The organism is Cytobacillus sp. MT66 (assembly GCF_058792595.1).
Window position 1 is genome coordinate 195,025 of sequence record NZ_JBXAFB010000005.1, and the last position, 17,655, is coordinate 212,679.

Sequence of the window (17,655 nt, forward strand, 5' to 3'; positions counted from 1 at the left end):
GTCACCCTTAAACTTAAGTATAATACTATCTCCAAACGAATTGGAAGCGTTTACTAAGTGAAGGGGTGACTAGATGAAGAAAAAGTTTAAATTTACTTTGGCCTATCAAATTCTTGCTGGATTAATTTTAGGAATAGCTGTTGGAGCCATTTTTTATGGAAACCCTGCAGTAGAAACTTACTTACAGCCAATTGGTACGATGTTTATTAATATGATCAAAATGATTGTTGTACCAATCATTATATCAACATTAATTTTAGGGGTTGCTGGAACAGGCGATCTAAAGCAACTAGGAAAACTTGGCGGAAAAACGCTCTTATATTTTGAAATTGTAACAACCATTGCTATTATCGTTGGTCTATTGTCTGCCAATATTTTCCGACCAGGTGATGGCCTAGATATTTCATCACTTTCCAAAGGGAATATTGATCAATATCTAGAGACGACCGAAGAAGTCCAAAATCAAAGTCATGGTGTTCTAGATATTCTTGTGGATGTTATTCCAAGTAATATTATTCAATCAATGGCTGAGGGAGATATGCTTCCGATTATATTCTTTTCCGTTTTATTCGGTCTGGGAATTGCGGCTATTGGTGAAAAAGGGAAACCCGTGCTTGCATTCTTCGAAGGTGTAGCAGATGCGATGTTCTGGGTAACCAATTTGATCATGAAGTTTGCACCATTCGGTGTATTTGCATTAATCGGTGTAACGGTTTCAAAATTCGGTTTAGAATCGCTGCTGCCACTTGGAAAATTAATGATTCTTGTATATGCAACCATGCTCTTTTTCATTGTTGTTGTGCTTGGCGGTATTGCGAAGCTGGTGGGCATTAATATTTTCCACTTGGTCAAAATTTTAAAGGACGAACTGCTTTTGGCCTATTCCACTTCCAGTTCGGAAACTGTATTGCCGAAGGTTATGCAGAAAATGGAAAAGTTCGGCTGTCCAAAAGACATTGTTTCGTTTGTCATACCTACCGGTTACTCCTTTAATCTCGATGGATCTACCTTATACCAAGCTCTTGCAGCGCTTTTTATTGCGCAAATGTACGGGATTGATTTAAGCATCACAGAGCAAATCACGCTTGTATTGGTATTGATGGTAACATCCAAAGGAATCGCAGGTGTACCGGGAGTTTCCTTCGTAGTTCTGTTAGCAACCTTAGGAACTGTCGGAATCCCGCTTGAAGGACTGGCCTTCATCGCTGGAATCGACAGACTGCTTGACATGGCACGTACCGTTGTCAACGTCGTCGGCAATTCATTAGCTGCCGTCGTTATGTCAAAATGGGAACGCCGATTTGATTCAAAAAAAGAAGTCGTATACTACGAATCATTTAAAAAGCTAGCGTAAGCTTGATGCCTGTCCCCGCTTAGAAATTTGTCGAGTTTGACAAATTTCCGGCGGGGGCAGGCTTTTTTTGGGGGATTGCGAGTTCATTCTGACAGGTCAGGGGATGAACCTCGCAAACTAGTCAGAAAGGCGGGTTCATTCTGACAGGTCAGAGAGGAAACCTTGCAAACTAGTCAGAAAGGCGGGGTCATTCTGACAGGTCAGAGCCGGAACCTCGTAAACTAGTCAGAAAGGCGATCTCATTCTGACAGGTTAGAGGATGAAACTCGTAAACCAGTCAGAAAGGCGGGTTCATTCTGACAGGTCAGGGGATGAACCTTGCAAACTAGTCAGAAAGGCGGGTTCATTCTGACAGGTCAGAGCCGAAAACTCGCAAACTAGTCAGAAAGCCGATCTCATTCTGACAGGTCAGAGGATGAAACTCGTAAACCAGTCAGAAAGGCGGGTTCATTCTGACAGGTCAGAGCCGAAACCTTGCAAACCAGTCAGAAAGCCGAGCTCATTCTGACAGGTCAGAGCCGAAACCTCGCAAACTAGTCAGAAAGCCAAGCTCATTCTGACAGGTCAGAGAGAAAACCTCGCAAACCAGTCAGAATGCCAGCCCATCCTATCAGAGTAAGAGAAAAAACTCCCAACCCTGTTCTAAAACATCATCCTCCACTCCCCAAAAAAGATCGACCTATTCAAAATAAGTATCTCTAGTATGTCCAATCATCGTATAGTTTTTCTTTAAAACCCTTGCAATGGTTCTTTGATGTAGGTCCGCATTGCACCAATCATGAATGTTGGAGGAAGTAATCTTCCGTTCAGGAAATAGCAGTTTAAATTCCTCAATACTCCGCAGTATCGCTGATTCAACTTTTTCATGTCCCCCACACTTTTTGCACACAAAGCTGTAATTATGAATGGCGACCAAAAAAGACTGGCAGGTTTTACAATAAATTCCCTTTTGCAGCTGATCATAGTCATAGTTCGGCAAGATGGTATATGGATTTTTAATTTGATGCAACGAGATCAATTTTTCAGCAAGTTTCTTGTGCCCATCATTTAACTTAGAAGGCGTGTTGCTTAAGACATTCAAAAACCGATTTAACTGTGATAGGAAAATAATGGGGCGGTCCCTTGGCGCTTGATACAAGGTGAATTCAGGGTTGATGAAGATTACGGAGGATTCAAAAAGGTAATTTTGCTGGAGGCTTTGCAGTAGCTGTCCGAATAGAGTCGTACTCCTTTTTAACTGATCCAAAGGGTTTTTATACTCGCGGCCGGATTTCACGGAATAAAGTTTGTCTGATTGCAAGTAAAAATCACCTTCAAAATTCTTTATATCCAGAAGGTGTATCACTCCCTGTGAAATAATCAATGAATCGATTTGAAAATAGGAGTTGTTTATTTCAAACAGCAAGTCATTTAAAATATACCGCTCATCCTGAAGACTTTCAGCCAGAGCATCAAATTTCACTTCCCCCTCATATCCTTTTTCAAGTTTTGAATAATGATACTTTTCCTTAGGCGTCAACTCCATTCGTGGGTTTAAATACCGCATTGTAAGCAATTCCGCTGATTCAGTTCTGCGTTTTAATAACATATTTCACAACCTTTCTTGATTTTAACCGCTTTAGTTGATTGGAGTGGAAACCAACGGCAGGATTTAAAAGATCCTAAAAATAAAGTCTAATAACCAAATTAAACCTAAGAGGATCATCTCCGTCAATATCCGTAAATTTTAATATTCTGGGGGCGGAACAGGCACTTTTTTTAAAAATAAGGCAGTAATCCGTACCGATTTAGTAAAGTTACATACTCTGTAAAAGTAAACAAGCTAAAGGAGTGATCATCCGATTGTCTAAACAATATATTGGAGTTCTGCTGCAAAGATCCTTGTATAGGAGATTAAAAGAGGGAAAACGAAAGCAGATTGATATTGGCTTTTTTGAAGAAGCTGCAAGAAAAAACAATCTCATTCCCTGTTATTTTCTTGTCAGGAATCTTGCGGGTAGGCAGGATACAGCACCTGCTTTGGTAAATAATAATGGGGTTTTTCAAGAAAAAATAGTAGAGGTCCCTCGGGTCATTTATAACCGTGATTGGAATATGCCCAGCAGGCAAAGAATTATAAACCAACTAACCAAACAGGGGATCATTGTGTTTAACGAAAAAAATTATCTGAGGAAATACAAATTTCAAGCGATATTGGAGGATAACAAAGAGTTTCTGAGGTATTTGCCTGAAACAAAAATAGCCAGTCCCCAAACTCTAAAAGAAATGATGCAAAAATATCATCAATTAATTTTGAAGCCAGAAAATGGTTTGAGGGGGAGAGGGATTCACAAACTGCAAAAATTGAATAAAAAAGAATGGAAAGTATCCTATAAAACTGAGATAGGGGAAAGAGGCGTCTGGAAAGAAATCATCTTTAGTGAAACGATTCCGGAATATTTAGAGCAGCTTATCAAAAAAAATACCTATTTAATTCAGAATTTTCTTCCGCTAGCTACGTACCATGGATCGCCATTTGACTTAAGAGTGGCTACGCAAAGGAATAGGACAGGGGATTGGGAGGTCTCAGCCATTATCGCAAAAGTGGCTGGGGAAGGAAGTTTCTTGACAAACATCGAGCAGGGAGGCACCTCCTATACGCTCAATAAGATCCTCGAACAGTATCCGCACCTGAATGCCGAGCATGTTAGGGAGCAAATAGTCTCACTGGCAATTAAAATAGCCAATCTATTTAGTCGGCACCTTCCCCATATTGGCGACCTAGGCTTTGACTTTGCCATAACACCAAAGGGAGATCTATATTATATTGAATGCAATTTCGTTTCCGGTTACAAAGGGTTTACCATCAAGGATGGAGTATTGCTTCACGATGAATGGAAGGCTGTATTTACAAAACCCGCAGATTACGCTCGTTTTTTATTAGATGACAACTTCCAGAATTAAAATCGGTGCCAGTCACCACTAGAATGAGACAACATTCGGGCGGTGACAGTGGCACTTTTTTTATGAAGATGGGTGGCTGGTACTGTCGCGAATGAGCAAGGATGCTCCATTTATAATCTGGCCTTGCTCAATTTCTTCGTCCTTTCCTTGGATCCTTTTTATCAGTTTGCTAACCGACTCTCTGCCCATTTCATATAATGGCATTTTTACGGTTGTGAGCGAGGGGAAGAGGGAAGACGCAAATAATACATCATGAAATCCGATGATCGAAATATCCGATGGGATTGATAATCCGCGATCATAAATGGCTTTCATGGCACCCAAACAAATCAGAATATTGGCTGCAAAAATAGCTGTAGGAGGAGCAGGTAAATCTAATAGCACTTGAGCGGCTTTGTATCCGCCCTCCACAGAGTATTCGCTTTCCTGCAGATAACCTGGGATAAATTCAATCTGTTCTTCCCGCAGGCCCTCACGATAACCCTGAACCCTGCTGAGACCCGTCCCCGTATAAAGAGGCCCTGAAATATGGGCAATCCGTTTATGCCCAAGCTGAGCTAAATGCTTTGTTGCTAATTTTCCTCCGTTGACATCGTCCAAGATCACATAATCATTGATGCCTGGGACATAGCGATTGACCAGAACAAAGGGTTTATTTTTTTGTTTCAGCTCTAGAATATCTTTTTTATCAGATTCAGAATTGGCGATTAACAATCCGTCAATACGGCCCTCTAACAGGTGGGAAAAATATTTTTTTTCCAGCCCTTTTTGCTTCATGCTATACACAAGCAAGTCATAGCCTTCCAGCGCAGCCTGATCCTCCGCGCCATGGATGATGCTTGCATATACGGGATTTGAGAAATCAGGGATGATCATGCCGAGCAATTTTGTCTCATTTTTTTTAAGATTCCTAGCAGCTAGATTCGGACGGTAATTCAATTCTTCAACCGCCTCTAGAATTCGAGCGCGTGTTTCTGCTTTTATATTTAACGCCGGATCCTTGTTTACCACCCTTGATACAATCGAAGGGTCTACACCAGCTAGTTTTGCAACCTCTTTTAACGTGGCCAATTTTTACATGCACCTTTCCCTTGAAAAAAGTTTTTTCTTTTTACATGTATTATATAGCAAGAACTCAGCGTTATCTAATAAGGCGGAAAGTTGTTTAAAAATTAAAAATCTATTGACAGGAAGACGCCCATCCATTAATCTAAAAAATATCAAATTAGACAAACGTTTGCCTAATCAAATGAACATAGTCGGTATATTATACCTATATATTTTTTTATAAAATTAGACAAACGTTTGCCTTGGTGCATTTTTAATACGTTTTGCCCAATTGTATTTTGTATACGTTTACACAATTTATTTAGGAGGTATTTTAATGGCTTCATACGTGATTGATTCGGAGCTTTACAAAGGTATTTACACGTCAGAGGAAATGAACAAGGTTTTTTCAGATGAATCCTTGCTGCAAAAATGGCTGGATGCAGAAGCGGCGTTAGCACTTGCAGAAGCTGAAGCTGGTTTAATCCCAGAAGAGGCAGCGCAGGAAATTGCTAAAAAAGCTAAGTATGAAAATTTAGATATGAAAACAATACGCGAAGGCATTGTTGAAACATCCCATCCGTTAATTACGTTAATTCGCTCATTAGAAAAAGTTTGTGATGGCGATGCCGGCGGTTATGTTCATTGGGGGGCCACCACTCAGGATATTATGGATACCGCTGTTGTTCTGCAAATGAAGGAAGCGCAAAACCTGCTCTTAGAACAATTGCATCAGTTTTTAGATACTTGTCTAAAGCTAGCCAACGATCACAAGGATACAATTATGCCTGGCAGAACCCATGGTCAGCATGCTTTACCAGTGACCTTAGGCTATAAAATTGCGATTTGGGCAGATGAAATTGGCAGACATATCGAGAGATTAGAGGAAGGTAAAAAACGTTATCTGATGGGCCAATTCGCAGGTGCTGCCGGAACGCTTGCATCGATCAGTGAACATGGATTGGATGTTCAAGAAAGATATTGCCGAATATTAGGGCTTGAGCAGCCGACAATTACTTGGCATGTGGAACGCGATGGGTTTGCCGAATTTGCCAATATCATTGCCATGATTTCAGGAACGGTTGGAAAAATTGCCAATGAAATTATTAATCTGCAAAAATCCGAAATCGGCGAAATCGAAGAAGGATTTGCTATGGGTAAGGTGGGCAGCAGCACGATGCCGCACAAACGTAATCCAATGGTCTGCGAGTATGTCGTCGGATTAACAAGACTAGTGCAAAGAAATGCAACCTTAGGCTTGGATGGAATGATTCAAGAGCATGAAAGAGATATGACCTTCTGGCTAACGGAATGGGCATTTATCCCGCAAATCTGCATTCTAACCAGTTCAGGCTTGCAGCAAATGCAGGGTGTCCTTGAAGGATTAATCGTTCACAAGGAAAATATGAATCGAAATCTATATTTATTGCAAGGTTTAATCGTGTCAGAAAATCTCATGCTAACATTAGGTAAATTTGTCGGCCGCCAGGTAGCACATGATTTAGTCTATGAAGTTTCTATGAAAGCTTTTGAGGAAAAGCGGCCATTGCTGGAAGTGACTTTGGAAAATAAAGAAATTATGATGCATTTGAGCGAAGAAGAAGTAAGAACCCATTTGGATCCAAAAAGCTATATTGGGTTATGTCCGCAATTTGTTGATCGCGTGAATCATAAATGGCTGCCAATTGTAACCGAATACAAAAAGAACCAGGCCGGTCAGCCAGTCTAATAAATCATTGAATTCAATATAAAGGAGGCAAAAACCGCATGTCCGCAGCCACGATAACACTTCTTGTCTTATTATTAGCAGCCATACTATTTGTTACAGAAATCATTCCAGTTGCCGCGACTGCTCTAGTAGTGATGTTTCTCCTGTATCTAACAGGTGTTATTGATGCTGCTACCGTATTTTCAGGATTTACGAACAATATCGTCATTTTGATCACAGGTATGTTTGTCATTGGTGCAGCTTTATTTGAAACAGGAGTAGCAAAGAAGATCAGTAATCTTATAACAAAATTTGCAAAGACAGAAAAACAGCTTCTGCTGGCCATCATGGTCATTGGAGCATCGCTTTCAGCATTTTTATCCAACACAAGCACGACAGCGGTTTTAATGCCTATTGTTATTTTAATCGCAGATAATATGGGATTTTCCCGGGCAAAGCTGTTAATGCCTTTAGCTTATGCCACAGCACTTGGCGGTCTGATTACCCTCGTGGGAACGAACAGTAACCTTGCCGCACAGGGTGTGATGGAAAATGAAGGAATCCCGGTTTTTGGATTTTTTGAATTTGCTAAAATTGGCATTCCATTAACCGTGATAGGCATTATATACATGATGACAATCGGTTATAAGCTAATTCCAACCAGAGAAAATCCAAAGGATGAGACGGCAATAGCTAAAGAAGAAGCAGCAGCGGCAATAGCTGCGTCCGATAGCCAGAAGGACAATCCGGTTAAACAGTTTATTGCAGTGGCCATATTAATTCTTACTATCATCTTTATGGTCTTTGAACAACAAATCGGCATTCCATTACACATTGTTTCTATTATGGGTGCCTTATTAATTGTCCTCACGCGAACAATGACGGAAAAACAGGCCTATAAATCTCTTGATATGTCTACAATCATATTGGTTGCGGGGATGATGCCTTTAGCCACGGCCCTTTCAGAAACCGGAGCGGCAAAAATGATCGCCGAAACCGTTATGGGATCGGTTGGAAATGGTGCGGGTCCCTATGTCATAACAGCGCTGATATTTATAATCACAACAGTCTTAACATCAGTTATGTCTAATACGGCAGCCGCTGCCCTAATGGCGCCTATCGCGATTGTCATTGCCAGCAGTATGGGAGCAGATCCAAGAGCGATCTTAATGGCAGTATGTATAGGTGCTTCAGCTGCCTATGCTTCACCAATTGGCACGCCGCCAAACACCATGATTTACAGCCCCGGCAACTATCGATTTATTGATTATATAAAATGCGGATTGCCATTTATTATTATCCAGCTGATTATTTGTGTCCTGTTAGTGCCGTTATTCTGGCCATTTTATAATTAATCTATAGAAAAAGATTGGATGACTATAAAATGGTCATCCAATCTTTTAATTCATGCTAAAAAGTCTTCAATAAGCAAGTTACTTAGACTCCAAATCCTTTCAACATTTTCGGGATTTACGGCATAGCTAGGATAGGTACTTGAGCCAAGAATGTTCTTCAATTGCTCTAAGCCTTTTTCAGTGGTCGCTGGCTGAACAATCTCTCTTTTATGATTGATTAGCTGGCCAGTAACTTCCTTAAATTCATCCGAAGTGCAAATATAAAAATAGGTATCTGCCATCCCTGATGGTAAAGGATTCGTGAGATTTTGCGCATACGCTAACACTTGCCAAAAAGAATTCATCTTCTTAATCGTCTCTTTTGATAGTTTGACACGGTTAATTTGCAGGGCATTAACTTTAATCCCTCTGCTTTTATATTCCTCAGCCATTTTGAAGGTAAGCATTAATAATCCCATTTTTGAATCGCCGTACATCTTATAGGTACTATAAAGCTGTGAGTCCTTTAGTTCTCCGCGCAAATTATCGAACTCGATCTGTCTTTTTGGGTCAAAGAAATTTTTGATATTGGTGGTACAAGCATGGAGGATTCGCGGGTCTGATGATTTTGCGAGATGATCGGCCAGTAAACGTGTCATGAAAAAAGGACCAAATGTATTGGTAGCGAAGGACAATTCGATATGCTCGGGACTGAGTTTATATTCTTTTTCACCGTGATTTAAATAAGCGGCGTTATGTATTAGAATATCCAATCGCGGGTATTTCGCTGTAAAAGCAGTGGAGAACGAACGGATGGACTCAAATGAAGAAACGTCTAGCTCCATTAAATCTACATTTGGATTTTTGGCGGTTTCCATGATGTCTTTTTGTGCTTTTGAACTAATCTTTAAATTGCGGCAAGCCATGACCACAAAATAGCCTTCTGCTGCAAACTTAAGGGCTGCTGCATGACCGATCCCTGAATTTGCCCCAGTAATAATGACATATTTGTCTTGCATGCGTAAACCTCCTTTTCTAACGTCTTTTCTCTGTAAGCAATACGCACTATGCATATATTACCAAGAAAGAAATGTAGAAAATGTCGAAGCTTGAATGAAACGATTTATTATTCGGCAAATAATTTTATCAGTTTAAAAATTACACACATTGACATGGGTGTGAATTTGATTCATAATATTCATAATCTATAAAATTGAAAATGATTCGATATTAATAAAGTAATGATAGGGAACTAGTAGGCAGTCCTCAGGTAAAAGAGAGTAAAATTCACCGGCTGAAAGATTTTACGACCTGCAATGCTGCCGAACCTGTCCCTTGAACTGTTAGGCAAAACCTAACCGTATTCCTCGCGTTATAGGGTGTTTGAGTGGATATTAGATTGATTCTAATGTCAATGAAGGTGGTACCACGAGAGACTAGCTCTTTTCGTCCTTTTTAGGGACGGGAAGGGCTTTTTTTTTCGAGAATAATTGGATGGTGAATGAAGTGAAAAAGAAACGAATTGTTGTCAAAATAGGCAGTAGTTCTCTGACTAATACGAATGGCGGACTTTCCACCGAGAAGCTGCGTGAGCATGTTGATGCTCTTGCAAGCTTAAGGAAGCAGGGGCATGAGGTTATTCTTATATCATCTGGAGCCGTTGCGGCTGGCTTTGCAAATCTCGGCTATCCCGCGCGCCCGAACACCATTGCCGGCAAGCAGGCAGCTGCAGCCGTTGGTCAAGGATTATTATTAAAAGGGTATACGGAAGAATTCAAACGACATGGAATTGTGGCCGCACAATTATTGTTAACCAGACAGAACTTCCTGCACAAAGATCAATATAATAATGCCTATGCCACCTTATCCGAGCTATTAAAACGCCAAGTGCTGCCGATTATTAATGAAAACGACTCTGTTTCCGTAGAAGAATTAACCTTCGGAGACAACGATATGTTATCGGCATTAGTCAGCGGGCTGATACATGCAAACCTGCTAATCATCATCACGGATATTAATGGGATCTATGATCAAAATCCGCGAAAACACCCGAACGCCAAAAAGTATAACTATCTTAATGAAATAAATGAGGAATTGCTGCGCAATGCTTCTGGAACGGATTCGAAGGTTGGCACTGGCGGGATGAAATCAAAAATTGAAGCAGCCCGCACCGCCTTAGATTTGGGCGTGAAAGTGTTTATTGGATCCGGTATCGGAGATGAAAAATTTACTGATATTCTTTTAGGAAAAGGGGATGGGACTTATATTGGCGGCACTGCGCATCCCAGTATGAAAACATCCAAGCAATGGCTAGCACTGCATTCAATTCCAAGCGGAAAAGTTGAAGTCGATCATGGAGCGGAAATGGCTATGCTAAAGCATGGAAAAAGCCTGCTTCCTGCTGGAATTACCAATGTCATTGGCCACTTTGGGGTTAACGATGTTGTTGAGATTATCAACCTCAAAGGCGAGATGATCGGAAAAGGTAAAGTGAATTTTTCTTCAGATCAGCTATTGGCCATTAAAGGATTATCAAGTTCGGAAGCGATGGTTATCGCTAACAGTGATCAAAGAGTTGTCGTTCACCGGGATCATTGGGTAAGTCAAAGCGAAAGGGGAATTATGTTATGAGTGACATGCTGCAAGTGACGCAAAGCAGTGAATTAATTGAAAAAGCTCAACAGGCTAAAAAGGCAGCAAGCTTACTGGCAAAAGCAAATACTGACGAGAAAAATCAGGCACTACATATGATTTCTCAACAGCTAATGAAGGAACAAGCCTTTATTTTAACAGAAAACAATAAGGATGTACTGGCTGGAAAAGAAAATGGCATGAGCGAATCTTTAATTGATCGTCTGAAGTTAACACAACAGCGTCTCCAAGATATGGCAGATGCCCTGATTCAGTTAACCTCACTGAAAGACCCAATAGGGGAAATATTGGAAGGGTGGGAACGTCCAAACGGTCTGGCTATCTCCCAAGTTCGCGTACCGCTTGGGGTAATCGGCATGATTTATGAAGCAAGACCAAATGTGACGGTAGATGCCTCCAGCCTTTGTTTAAAAACAGGCAATGCTGTCTTGCTTCGCGGCAGTTCAACAGCCATTCATTCCAATAAAGCAATTGTTAAAGTGATCCAGCAGGCACTCCAATTAAGCGGCTTGCCGATTGAAGCGGTCCAGCTGTTGGAAGATACCAGCCGGGAAACGGCATCACAAATGTTCAAATTAAATGAATACCTTGATGTGCTAATCCCGCGCGGGGGCGCAAAGCTGATTCAGACTGTCGTACAAAACTCGACCGTTCCCGTATTAGAAACGGGTGCAGGCAATTGTCATGTCTTTATTGATGAAAGTGCCGATCCAAAGATGGCCATTGACATTGCAATCAATGCGAAAACTCAGCGTCCATCGGTCTGTAATGCGTGTGAAACGATCCTTGTTCAGAGAGACTGGGCATCGAGCCACTTACAGGAGTTACTTGCGGCATTACGGGAAAAAGAAGTTCGCATACATGGGGATGAAACCGTCCAGCAGGCAGGGGTGGATGTCATTCCTGCTAGTTTAGAAGATTGGGGCAAGGAATTTTTAGGACTGGAAGTCGCATTAAAAGTGGTTGAAAACGTGGAAGAGGCAATTGCCCATATTAATCAATATGGCACAAAACATTCAGAAGCAATTATTTCAAAAACAATGGCGAATGTTGAAAAATTTTTCACGGAAATCGACGCGGCAGCCGTCTATCACAATGCCTCCACCCGATTCACAGACGGATTTGAATTTGGCTTCGGCGCCGAAATCGGCATAAGCACCCAAAAGCTCCATGCCCGCGGACCAATGGGGCTTCAGGCTTTGACCTCGACTAAATATATTATTCGGGGAACTGGGCAGATTAAGTAAAGAAAGATAGATAGAGGTTCGATTTTATTTGAAGGACATTTCCCCTGGGTTTTCTATGGGATTTGTCCTTCATTGCTTATATGAAGGACAAGTAATGGCAATTTTCATTAGAGAAAGTTCATCATGAACCTGATGAAAGACAAGTTACCTTTGTTTTTCGGTGAGAAAGTCCATCATCGCGAGCATGAAGGACAAGTCCCCGTAATTTTCCTAAAAGAAAGTCCATCATGAACCCAATGAAAGACAAGTTACCATTGTTTTTCGGGGAGAAAGTCCATCATGGCGAACATGAAGGATAAGTCCCGGTAATTTTTTTCAGAGAGTATCCATCATCGCGAGCATGAAAGACAAGTTTCCATAATTATCCTAAAAGAAAGTCCATCATCAAGACAATTCCCACTCGATTTCTCCGAAGTTTATTTTATAAAAGCAAAAGAATCACATTTATAATACCAAAAACAGCCGTTCCAGCTCCTCCATCTCATCACGCGACAAGATACTCTCGGCCAGCGGAAATAGCACTTTTTCTTCCTTAGCAAAGTGCTGTGTCAAGGTCGCATGGGCTTGGACTGCGTATACGGTAAGCGCTTGGGCATTGTCTTCATCAATGGCAGAACCCGCAAGCTTAGCTTCAGTTAAAAAATCTTCGAGATGCTGCTCGGCCTTTTCGTGTTCATACTCCATCACTTCGATCGTATGATCATTCTCATCAAGGCGGCGGGACATCATTGGGAATAATCCTTCTTCCTCCCGCCTAGAATGGGCCTTCAGCTTATCAGTAAAAGTCGCAACCTGCTCGTACAATTGCGCAAATAGTTCAACGACAGCTGGTCCTGACTCATATTCAATCTCTTCCGTCATTTCATAGAAAAGGTCCATGTCTGCCCGCAATGACACATGCTCATTTGTTAACTGCCGGAGCGGGGCACTTAATTTCGAAACGTCCATCAGCAAAACCCTCCTCCTAAATTCAAACAACCCTATTCATTCTTGTTACAGCATACATCAAAAGTGCTGATAATTTTATGATGGCAATCACGGAAAAAGGGTTACAATAGAAAAATCATTTTTTATTATTATGATATTATATACGTTAGTTTCGTAAACTCACATAACAGGAGGGGACATGTTGAAGTTTATTTTACCTTTGCTGGTCATTCTAATTATTGCAGGGCTAGCTGATATCAAATATAAAGGTTTATTTTATCGGTCATTGCCAAAAAGTGTTCAAAATTTATTAGACCGCAAGCAATAATCTTAAAAGGCCATCCTCAATCATCTAAAAGGATGGCCTCCGTTTATTTCGGATACATTCCTTCCTTTTAAAAATAATCCCTGGACAAATTCTCCATTTTTATTAAAATACCAAAAATAAGGCGATAATCCGTACCGACTAGGTATGCTTACATACTCTGTCTAGTAAACAAGTAAAAGGAGTGGTTATCGGATTGTCTGGACAATATGTTGGATTTCTCATACAAAAACACCTATATCAGAACTTAAAAAAAGGCGGACAAGCTCCAAAAAGTATTATTATTCAAGAAGAGGCAGCAAGGGAAAATAGCCTTATTCCTTGTTATTTTCCTTTTAAGCATCTTTCAGCAGGGCGCGATCAAGTTTTAGCTATAGTAAGGAAAAATGGAATTTATCAGGAAAAAATAATTCAAGTTCCTCGCGTCATTTATAATCGTGAATGGAGTACCCCGGGCAGGGATAGAAAAATAAGATATTTAACCAAAAAGGGAGTCACTGTATTTAATGAAGGGAATTATCTAAAAAAATATAAGTTTCAAGCTCTCTTGGAGAAAAAGGAAGAGTTTCGCAGGCATTTGCCGGAAACCAAGATTGCCAATGCCCAAAATCTAGAATACATGATGAAAAAATATAACCAATTAATTTTAAAGCCAGATCATGGTTTGGTAGGGAAAGGGATTCATAAGCTTTACAAAGTAAATGAAAGGGAATGGTGTTTAACATTCCAGATTAAAAATGGGAAAAAAAGAAGCTGGCAGGAATTCAGATTTACCGAAACAATTCCAGAAATTTTACAGCAACTAATGGAAAATAACTTCTATTTGAGTCAGAACTTGCTGCCATTAGCTACTTATCAAGGATCACCGTTTGATTTTAGGGTAGCCACGCAAAGGAATGGGACAGGGCATTGGGAAGTAACAGCTATTATCGGAAAAGTGGCCGGGGAAGGTAACTTTTTGACGAACATCGGTCAAGGCGGCTCCGCCTTTACTCTTGATGAGTTAATTCAAGCGTATCCGCACCTTAATGCGGATTTTTTAAGAGAACAAATTGTCGCACTGGCTATAAAAATAGCCAATCTATTTAGTGACCACCTACCTCATATTGGAGACCTCGGGTTTGACTTTGCGATTACACCAGACGGAGATATTTATTATATTGAGTGCAATTTTATTTCAGCGTATCCAGCACTTACTATGAAGAATGGAGTATTAATGCACGACGATTGGAAAAATGTATTTATCAAACCGGTAGATTATGCACGTTTTTTATTAGATCATCACTAATTCACTGCAAAACCAGCTAATCTCATGAAAACAATTAGCTGGTTTATCTGCTGGAACTTGCTTAATCAGCGTTGCCATCACAATAAGAAGCAACCACTGCAGCCATAGCTTTCGCACTGATGATCAAGCTTTTCTCATCAATATCAAATTTAGGGTGATGATGCGGGTAGGTTTCGCCTGATTCAGGAGCCGCACCGACATAGAAGAAACATCCAGGCACTTTTTGAAGGTAGTAAGCGAAATCTTCTGATGGCGGCTGTGGCGGTGTTTCCAGTACAGCCTCTGCCTCAGGAATGGATGCTTGTTGAAGCGCTTGGCGCACCTGTTCAGTAACGTCCGGATCATTATATAGAACAGGATAGTCATTTTTATATTCAAGAATGGATTTTACTCCATAGGAAGCCTCTAATCCTTCCGCAAAAGCCTGCACTTCTGATTCGACGATCTCTCGAGTCTCAGAAGACATGGTTCGAACATCGCCTTCAATCGTAACCGCATCCTTAATGACATTAAATGTCCCTTTCCCATCAAAATTACCGATCGTAATTGAAGCGGTATCAAAGGGGTTGATTCGGCGGCTGACGATCGTTTGCACATTCATGACAAATGAACTTGCCGCCACAATCGCATCATTGGCCAGATGGGGGGACGAGCCATGCCCGCCTTTACCTTGAACAACTAGCTTAAAATAGGATCGGCCTGTTTGCGTGTTTCCGCTTCTGTAATAAATATGTCCCGTCTTCATATTGCTCATAACATGGATGCCGAGGATGGCATCAACCCCATCAAGCACACCGGCTTTAATCATCCCGATGGCGCCACCCGGAGGAGCTTCCTCTGCGGGTTGATGAATCACACGAATGATCCCTTTTAATTGATCCTTAAACTCCGCCAAGGTCTCAGCTAATACCAGCATGTAGGCGGTATGGCCATCGTGTCCACACGCATGCATAACTCCCTCGTTTTTCGAAGCAAATGGCAGCCCTGTTTCTTCCTTGATAGGCAACGCATCAAAGTCCGCGCGAATAGCAATGGTTTTTCCAGGTTTTGCACCGTTAATCGTTACAACAATCCCACGCTGCCCGCCAAAATTGGTTTCTACGGAATCGACGGGAACTTCTTTATAAAAATCGGCAATATATTTAGCCGTCTCTTCTTCTTGAAAGGAAAGTTCCGGGTGTTCATGCAGATAACGGCGAATCTCAATAATGCGTTCCTTTTTTTCGTCTAATTTTTTCATTAGTTCATCTACTAACATTGGATGATCCTCCCAAAGACTGTTTTCCAATCACTTTTTTAAAAAATACCTTAATGAACGGGATCTGGCTGACCAGGATTCGGCTTTCTAACCCGTTTTGCCTGTTCAGGTGCCTTGAGTTTTCCGGTATCCCGAGGGACCATAAATATAATGGAAAGAATCGAAAGGACACCAAATATGACGTTAACAATAATCCCTGCAGTTGCAGCTGTTTCTAGGCTGGTAAAGGCTGAGATTGAACTGTAGGCAGTTGCTGAAATCGCAACCCCGAATGCTCCGCCAAGCGAGCTAGCCATTTTGTAGATGCCCGCCGCTTCACCCACTTTGTTTGCAGGTGCATTTGATACAGATGTGTCTGTTGATGGAGTGGCGTAAATCCCAAGACCAAGGCCAAATAAAGCAAATCCAATAAAGACAACTACGGTATAAACAACATCTGATAAAAATGTTAATCCCATCATCGCTACGCCAACAGTTGTGATAAGGGCTCCCCAAATCATCGGTGATTTTGCCCCTGCTTTTTGTAAAATTTTCTCACCGACACGAATCATCGCTAACACGGCTACTAAATAACCCAGTGATAACATTCCAGATTGGAAGGCATTAAATCCTCTGCCAACTTGTACATAAGTGTTTGCCACAACAAGCGTTCCAGCGATGGCATTTAACAAAAAATTAGAAAAAGTGGCACCAGAATACGGTTTATTTTTAAATAAAGCAAAGTCAATAAGGACGATCTCTTTACTCTTTTCAACTTTGATGAAAACAATGGCTCCAATGACTGTGACGACAGCAAGACCGATCGTAATCAGGCTTGTCCAGCCTAAATCAGAACCAAAAGTAATAAAAACATTTAGTGCAAGCATGGTAATGATGAAAATAACTAATCCAGTGTAATCGAACTTAAAGGAACCGGATGTCTCTGCTCTACTTTCCGGAGTATCCTTAATTAGCCACATGGCAAGTAAAGAGAAGACGATAGAAAAGATAAAGATCCATTTCCATCCCAAATACGTGGCAATCGCACCGCCGGCAAAAGAAGCCACTCCAGACCCGCCCCAAGAACCAATGGACCAGTAACTAAGAGCCCGCTGGCGTTCTGCCCCTTCAAAATAAGCTTTAATCAACGCGATAGTTGCCGGCATAATACAGGCTGCCGAAAGCCCTTGAATCGCACGGCCGACTATCAGTAAAACAGACCCCTGCGCTAGCACAAGGCAAAGGGAGCCAATCACACTAAGGATTAACCCAATGTAAGTCAATTTTTTTCGCCCCATTTTATCCGCTAACCCGCCGGCAGCAACGATGAACATTCCAGAAAATAAGGCCGTTAAACTAATAGCAATGTTTAATGTTCCAAGAGAAATGCCGAGATCTTCCTGAACAGCCGGAACCACATTGACCATGGCCTGAGCAAAAAGCCAAAACGTGATCACCCCGAATACAATGCCAATAATCATTTTATTGGTGCCTTTATAACTTGTTGTAGCCATACGTGTGCCTCCATTATGATAGGTTTGTTATTAATCTTTGCAGTCCAAGATAGTCTCATCCTTAAAAAATGCCGTCTTG

14 protein-coding genes and 1 other annotated feature are annotated in these 17,655 nt (G+C 41.2%); of the genes, 8 read left to right on the top strand and 6 right to left on the bottom strand.

From position 1 onward, the window contains the following. Positions 1–73: 73 nt before the first annotated feature. Entirely contained in the window at positions 74–1,354 is a 1,281-nt protein-coding gene (locus AC1Q59_RS11320; protein ID WP_492365926.1) for a cation:dicarboxylate symporter family transporter, read from the top strand. Between the two features lie 679 nt (positions 1,355–2,033). Here AC1Q59_RS11320 and AC1Q59_RS11325 read toward each other — a convergent pair. Next, positions 2,034–2,942: a nuclease-related domain-containing protein gene (locus tag AC1Q59_RS11325; RefSeq protein ID WP_492365927.1), complete on the bottom strand. Its 909-nt coding sequence runs from the start codon at positions 2,940–2,942 to the stop codon at positions 2,034–2,036. A 254-nt stretch (positions 2,943–3,196) separates the two neighbouring features. Here AC1Q59_RS11325 and AC1Q59_RS11330 point away from each other — a divergent pair, with 254 nt between their 5' ends. Then, positions 3,197–4,297: a YheC/YheD family protein gene (locus AC1Q59_RS11330; RefSeq protein WP_492365928.1), complete on the top strand. Its 1,101-nt coding sequence runs from the start codon at positions 3,197–3,199 to the stop codon at positions 4,295–4,297. Positions 4,298–4,357: 60 nt separating this feature from the next. Here the strand turns inward: AC1Q59_RS11330 and AC1Q59_RS11335 are convergent, their stop codons facing one another. After that, a complete protein-coding gene (locus tag AC1Q59_RS11335; protein WP_492365929.1) occupies positions 4,358–5,368 on the bottom strand; it encodes a LacI family DNA-binding transcriptional regulator in 1,011 nt (336 codons plus the stop codon). 313 nt (positions 5,369–5,681) lie between these two features. On the opposite strand from AC1Q59_RS11335, the gene purB reads away from it, so the two are divergent. After that, positions 5,682–7,073, top strand: a complete 1,392-nt coding sequence (gene purB / locus AC1Q59_RS11340; RefSeq protein WP_492365930.1) for an adenylosuccinate lyase — start codon at positions 5,682–5,684, stop codon at positions 7,071–7,073. Positions 7,074–7,111: 38 nt separating this feature from the next. Further along, a complete protein-coding gene (locus tag AC1Q59_RS11345) occupies positions 7,112–8,407 on the top strand; it encodes an SLC13 family permease (RefSeq protein WP_492365931.1) in 1,296 nt (431 codons plus the stop codon). A 50-nt stretch (positions 8,408–8,457) separates the two neighbouring features. Here AC1Q59_RS11345 and AC1Q59_RS11350 read toward each other — a convergent pair whose 3' ends face one another. Next, entirely contained in the window at positions 8,458–9,405 is a 948-nt protein-coding gene (locus AC1Q59_RS11350; RefSeq protein ID WP_492365932.1) for an SDR family NAD(P)-dependent oxidoreductase, read from the bottom strand. Positions 9,406–9,618: 213 nt separating this feature from the next. Then, positions 9,619–9,843 (top strand) — a binding site (T-box leader). Between the two features lie 49 nt (positions 9,844–9,892). On the opposite strand from AC1Q59_RS11350, the gene proB reads away from it, so the two are divergent. Together proB and AC1Q59_RS11360 are read left to right on the top strand one after the other, a co-directional pair. Next, a complete protein-coding gene (proB, locus tag AC1Q59_RS11355) occupies positions 9,893–11,017 on the top strand; it encodes a glutamate 5-kinase (protein ID WP_492365933.1) in 1,125 nt (374 codons plus the stop codon). Next, on the top strand, positions 11,014–12,285 hold the full coding sequence (locus tag AC1Q59_RS11360) for a glutamate-5-semialdehyde dehydrogenase (RefSeq protein ID WP_492365934.1): 1,272 nt from the start codon (positions 11,014–11,016) through the stop codon (positions 12,283–12,285). The genes proB and AC1Q59_RS11360 overlap by 4 nt, the downstream gene beginning before the upstream one ends. A gap of 444 nt (positions 12,286–12,729) precedes the next feature. On the opposite strand, the gene AC1Q59_RS11365 is transcribed toward AC1Q59_RS11360, so the two are convergent. After that, entirely contained in the window at positions 12,730–13,233 is a 504-nt protein-coding gene (locus AC1Q59_RS11365) for a hemerythrin domain-containing protein (RefSeq protein WP_492365935.1), read from the bottom strand. Between the two features lie 178 nt (positions 13,234–13,411). On the opposite strand from AC1Q59_RS11365, the gene AC1Q59_RS11370 reads away from it, so the two are divergent. Both AC1Q59_RS11370 and AC1Q59_RS11375 read left to right on the top strand, forming a co-directional pair. Next, positions 13,412–13,540 (top strand): hypothetical protein, encoded by a 129-nt coding sequence (locus AC1Q59_RS11370; protein ID WP_492365936.1) that lies wholly within the window; start codon positions 13,412–13,414, stop codon positions 13,538–13,540. Between the two features lie 193 nt (positions 13,541–13,733). Beyond that, complete coding sequence (locus AC1Q59_RS11375; protein ID WP_492365937.1) at positions 13,734–14,825, top strand: YheC/YheD family protein; 1,092 nt, start codon at positions 13,734–13,736, stop codon at positions 14,823–14,825. A 61-nt stretch (positions 14,826–14,886) separates the two neighbouring features. Here the strand turns inward: AC1Q59_RS11375 and AC1Q59_RS11380 are convergent, their stop codons facing one another. Both AC1Q59_RS11380 and AC1Q59_RS11385 read right to left on the bottom strand, forming a co-directional pair. After that, positions 14,887–16,083 carry a M20 family metallopeptidase gene (locus AC1Q59_RS11380; protein WP_492365938.1) on the bottom strand — a complete coding sequence of 399 codons (1,197 nt, stop codon included), beginning with the start codon at positions 16,081–16,083 and terminating at the stop codon, positions 14,887–14,889. A 50-nt stretch (positions 16,084–16,133) separates the two neighbouring features. Then, positions 16,134–17,576: an MFS transporter gene (locus AC1Q59_RS11385; RefSeq protein WP_492365939.1), complete on the bottom strand. Its 1,443-nt coding sequence runs from the start codon at positions 17,574–17,576 to the stop codon at positions 16,134–16,136. Positions 17,577–17,655: the final 79 nt, after the last annotated feature.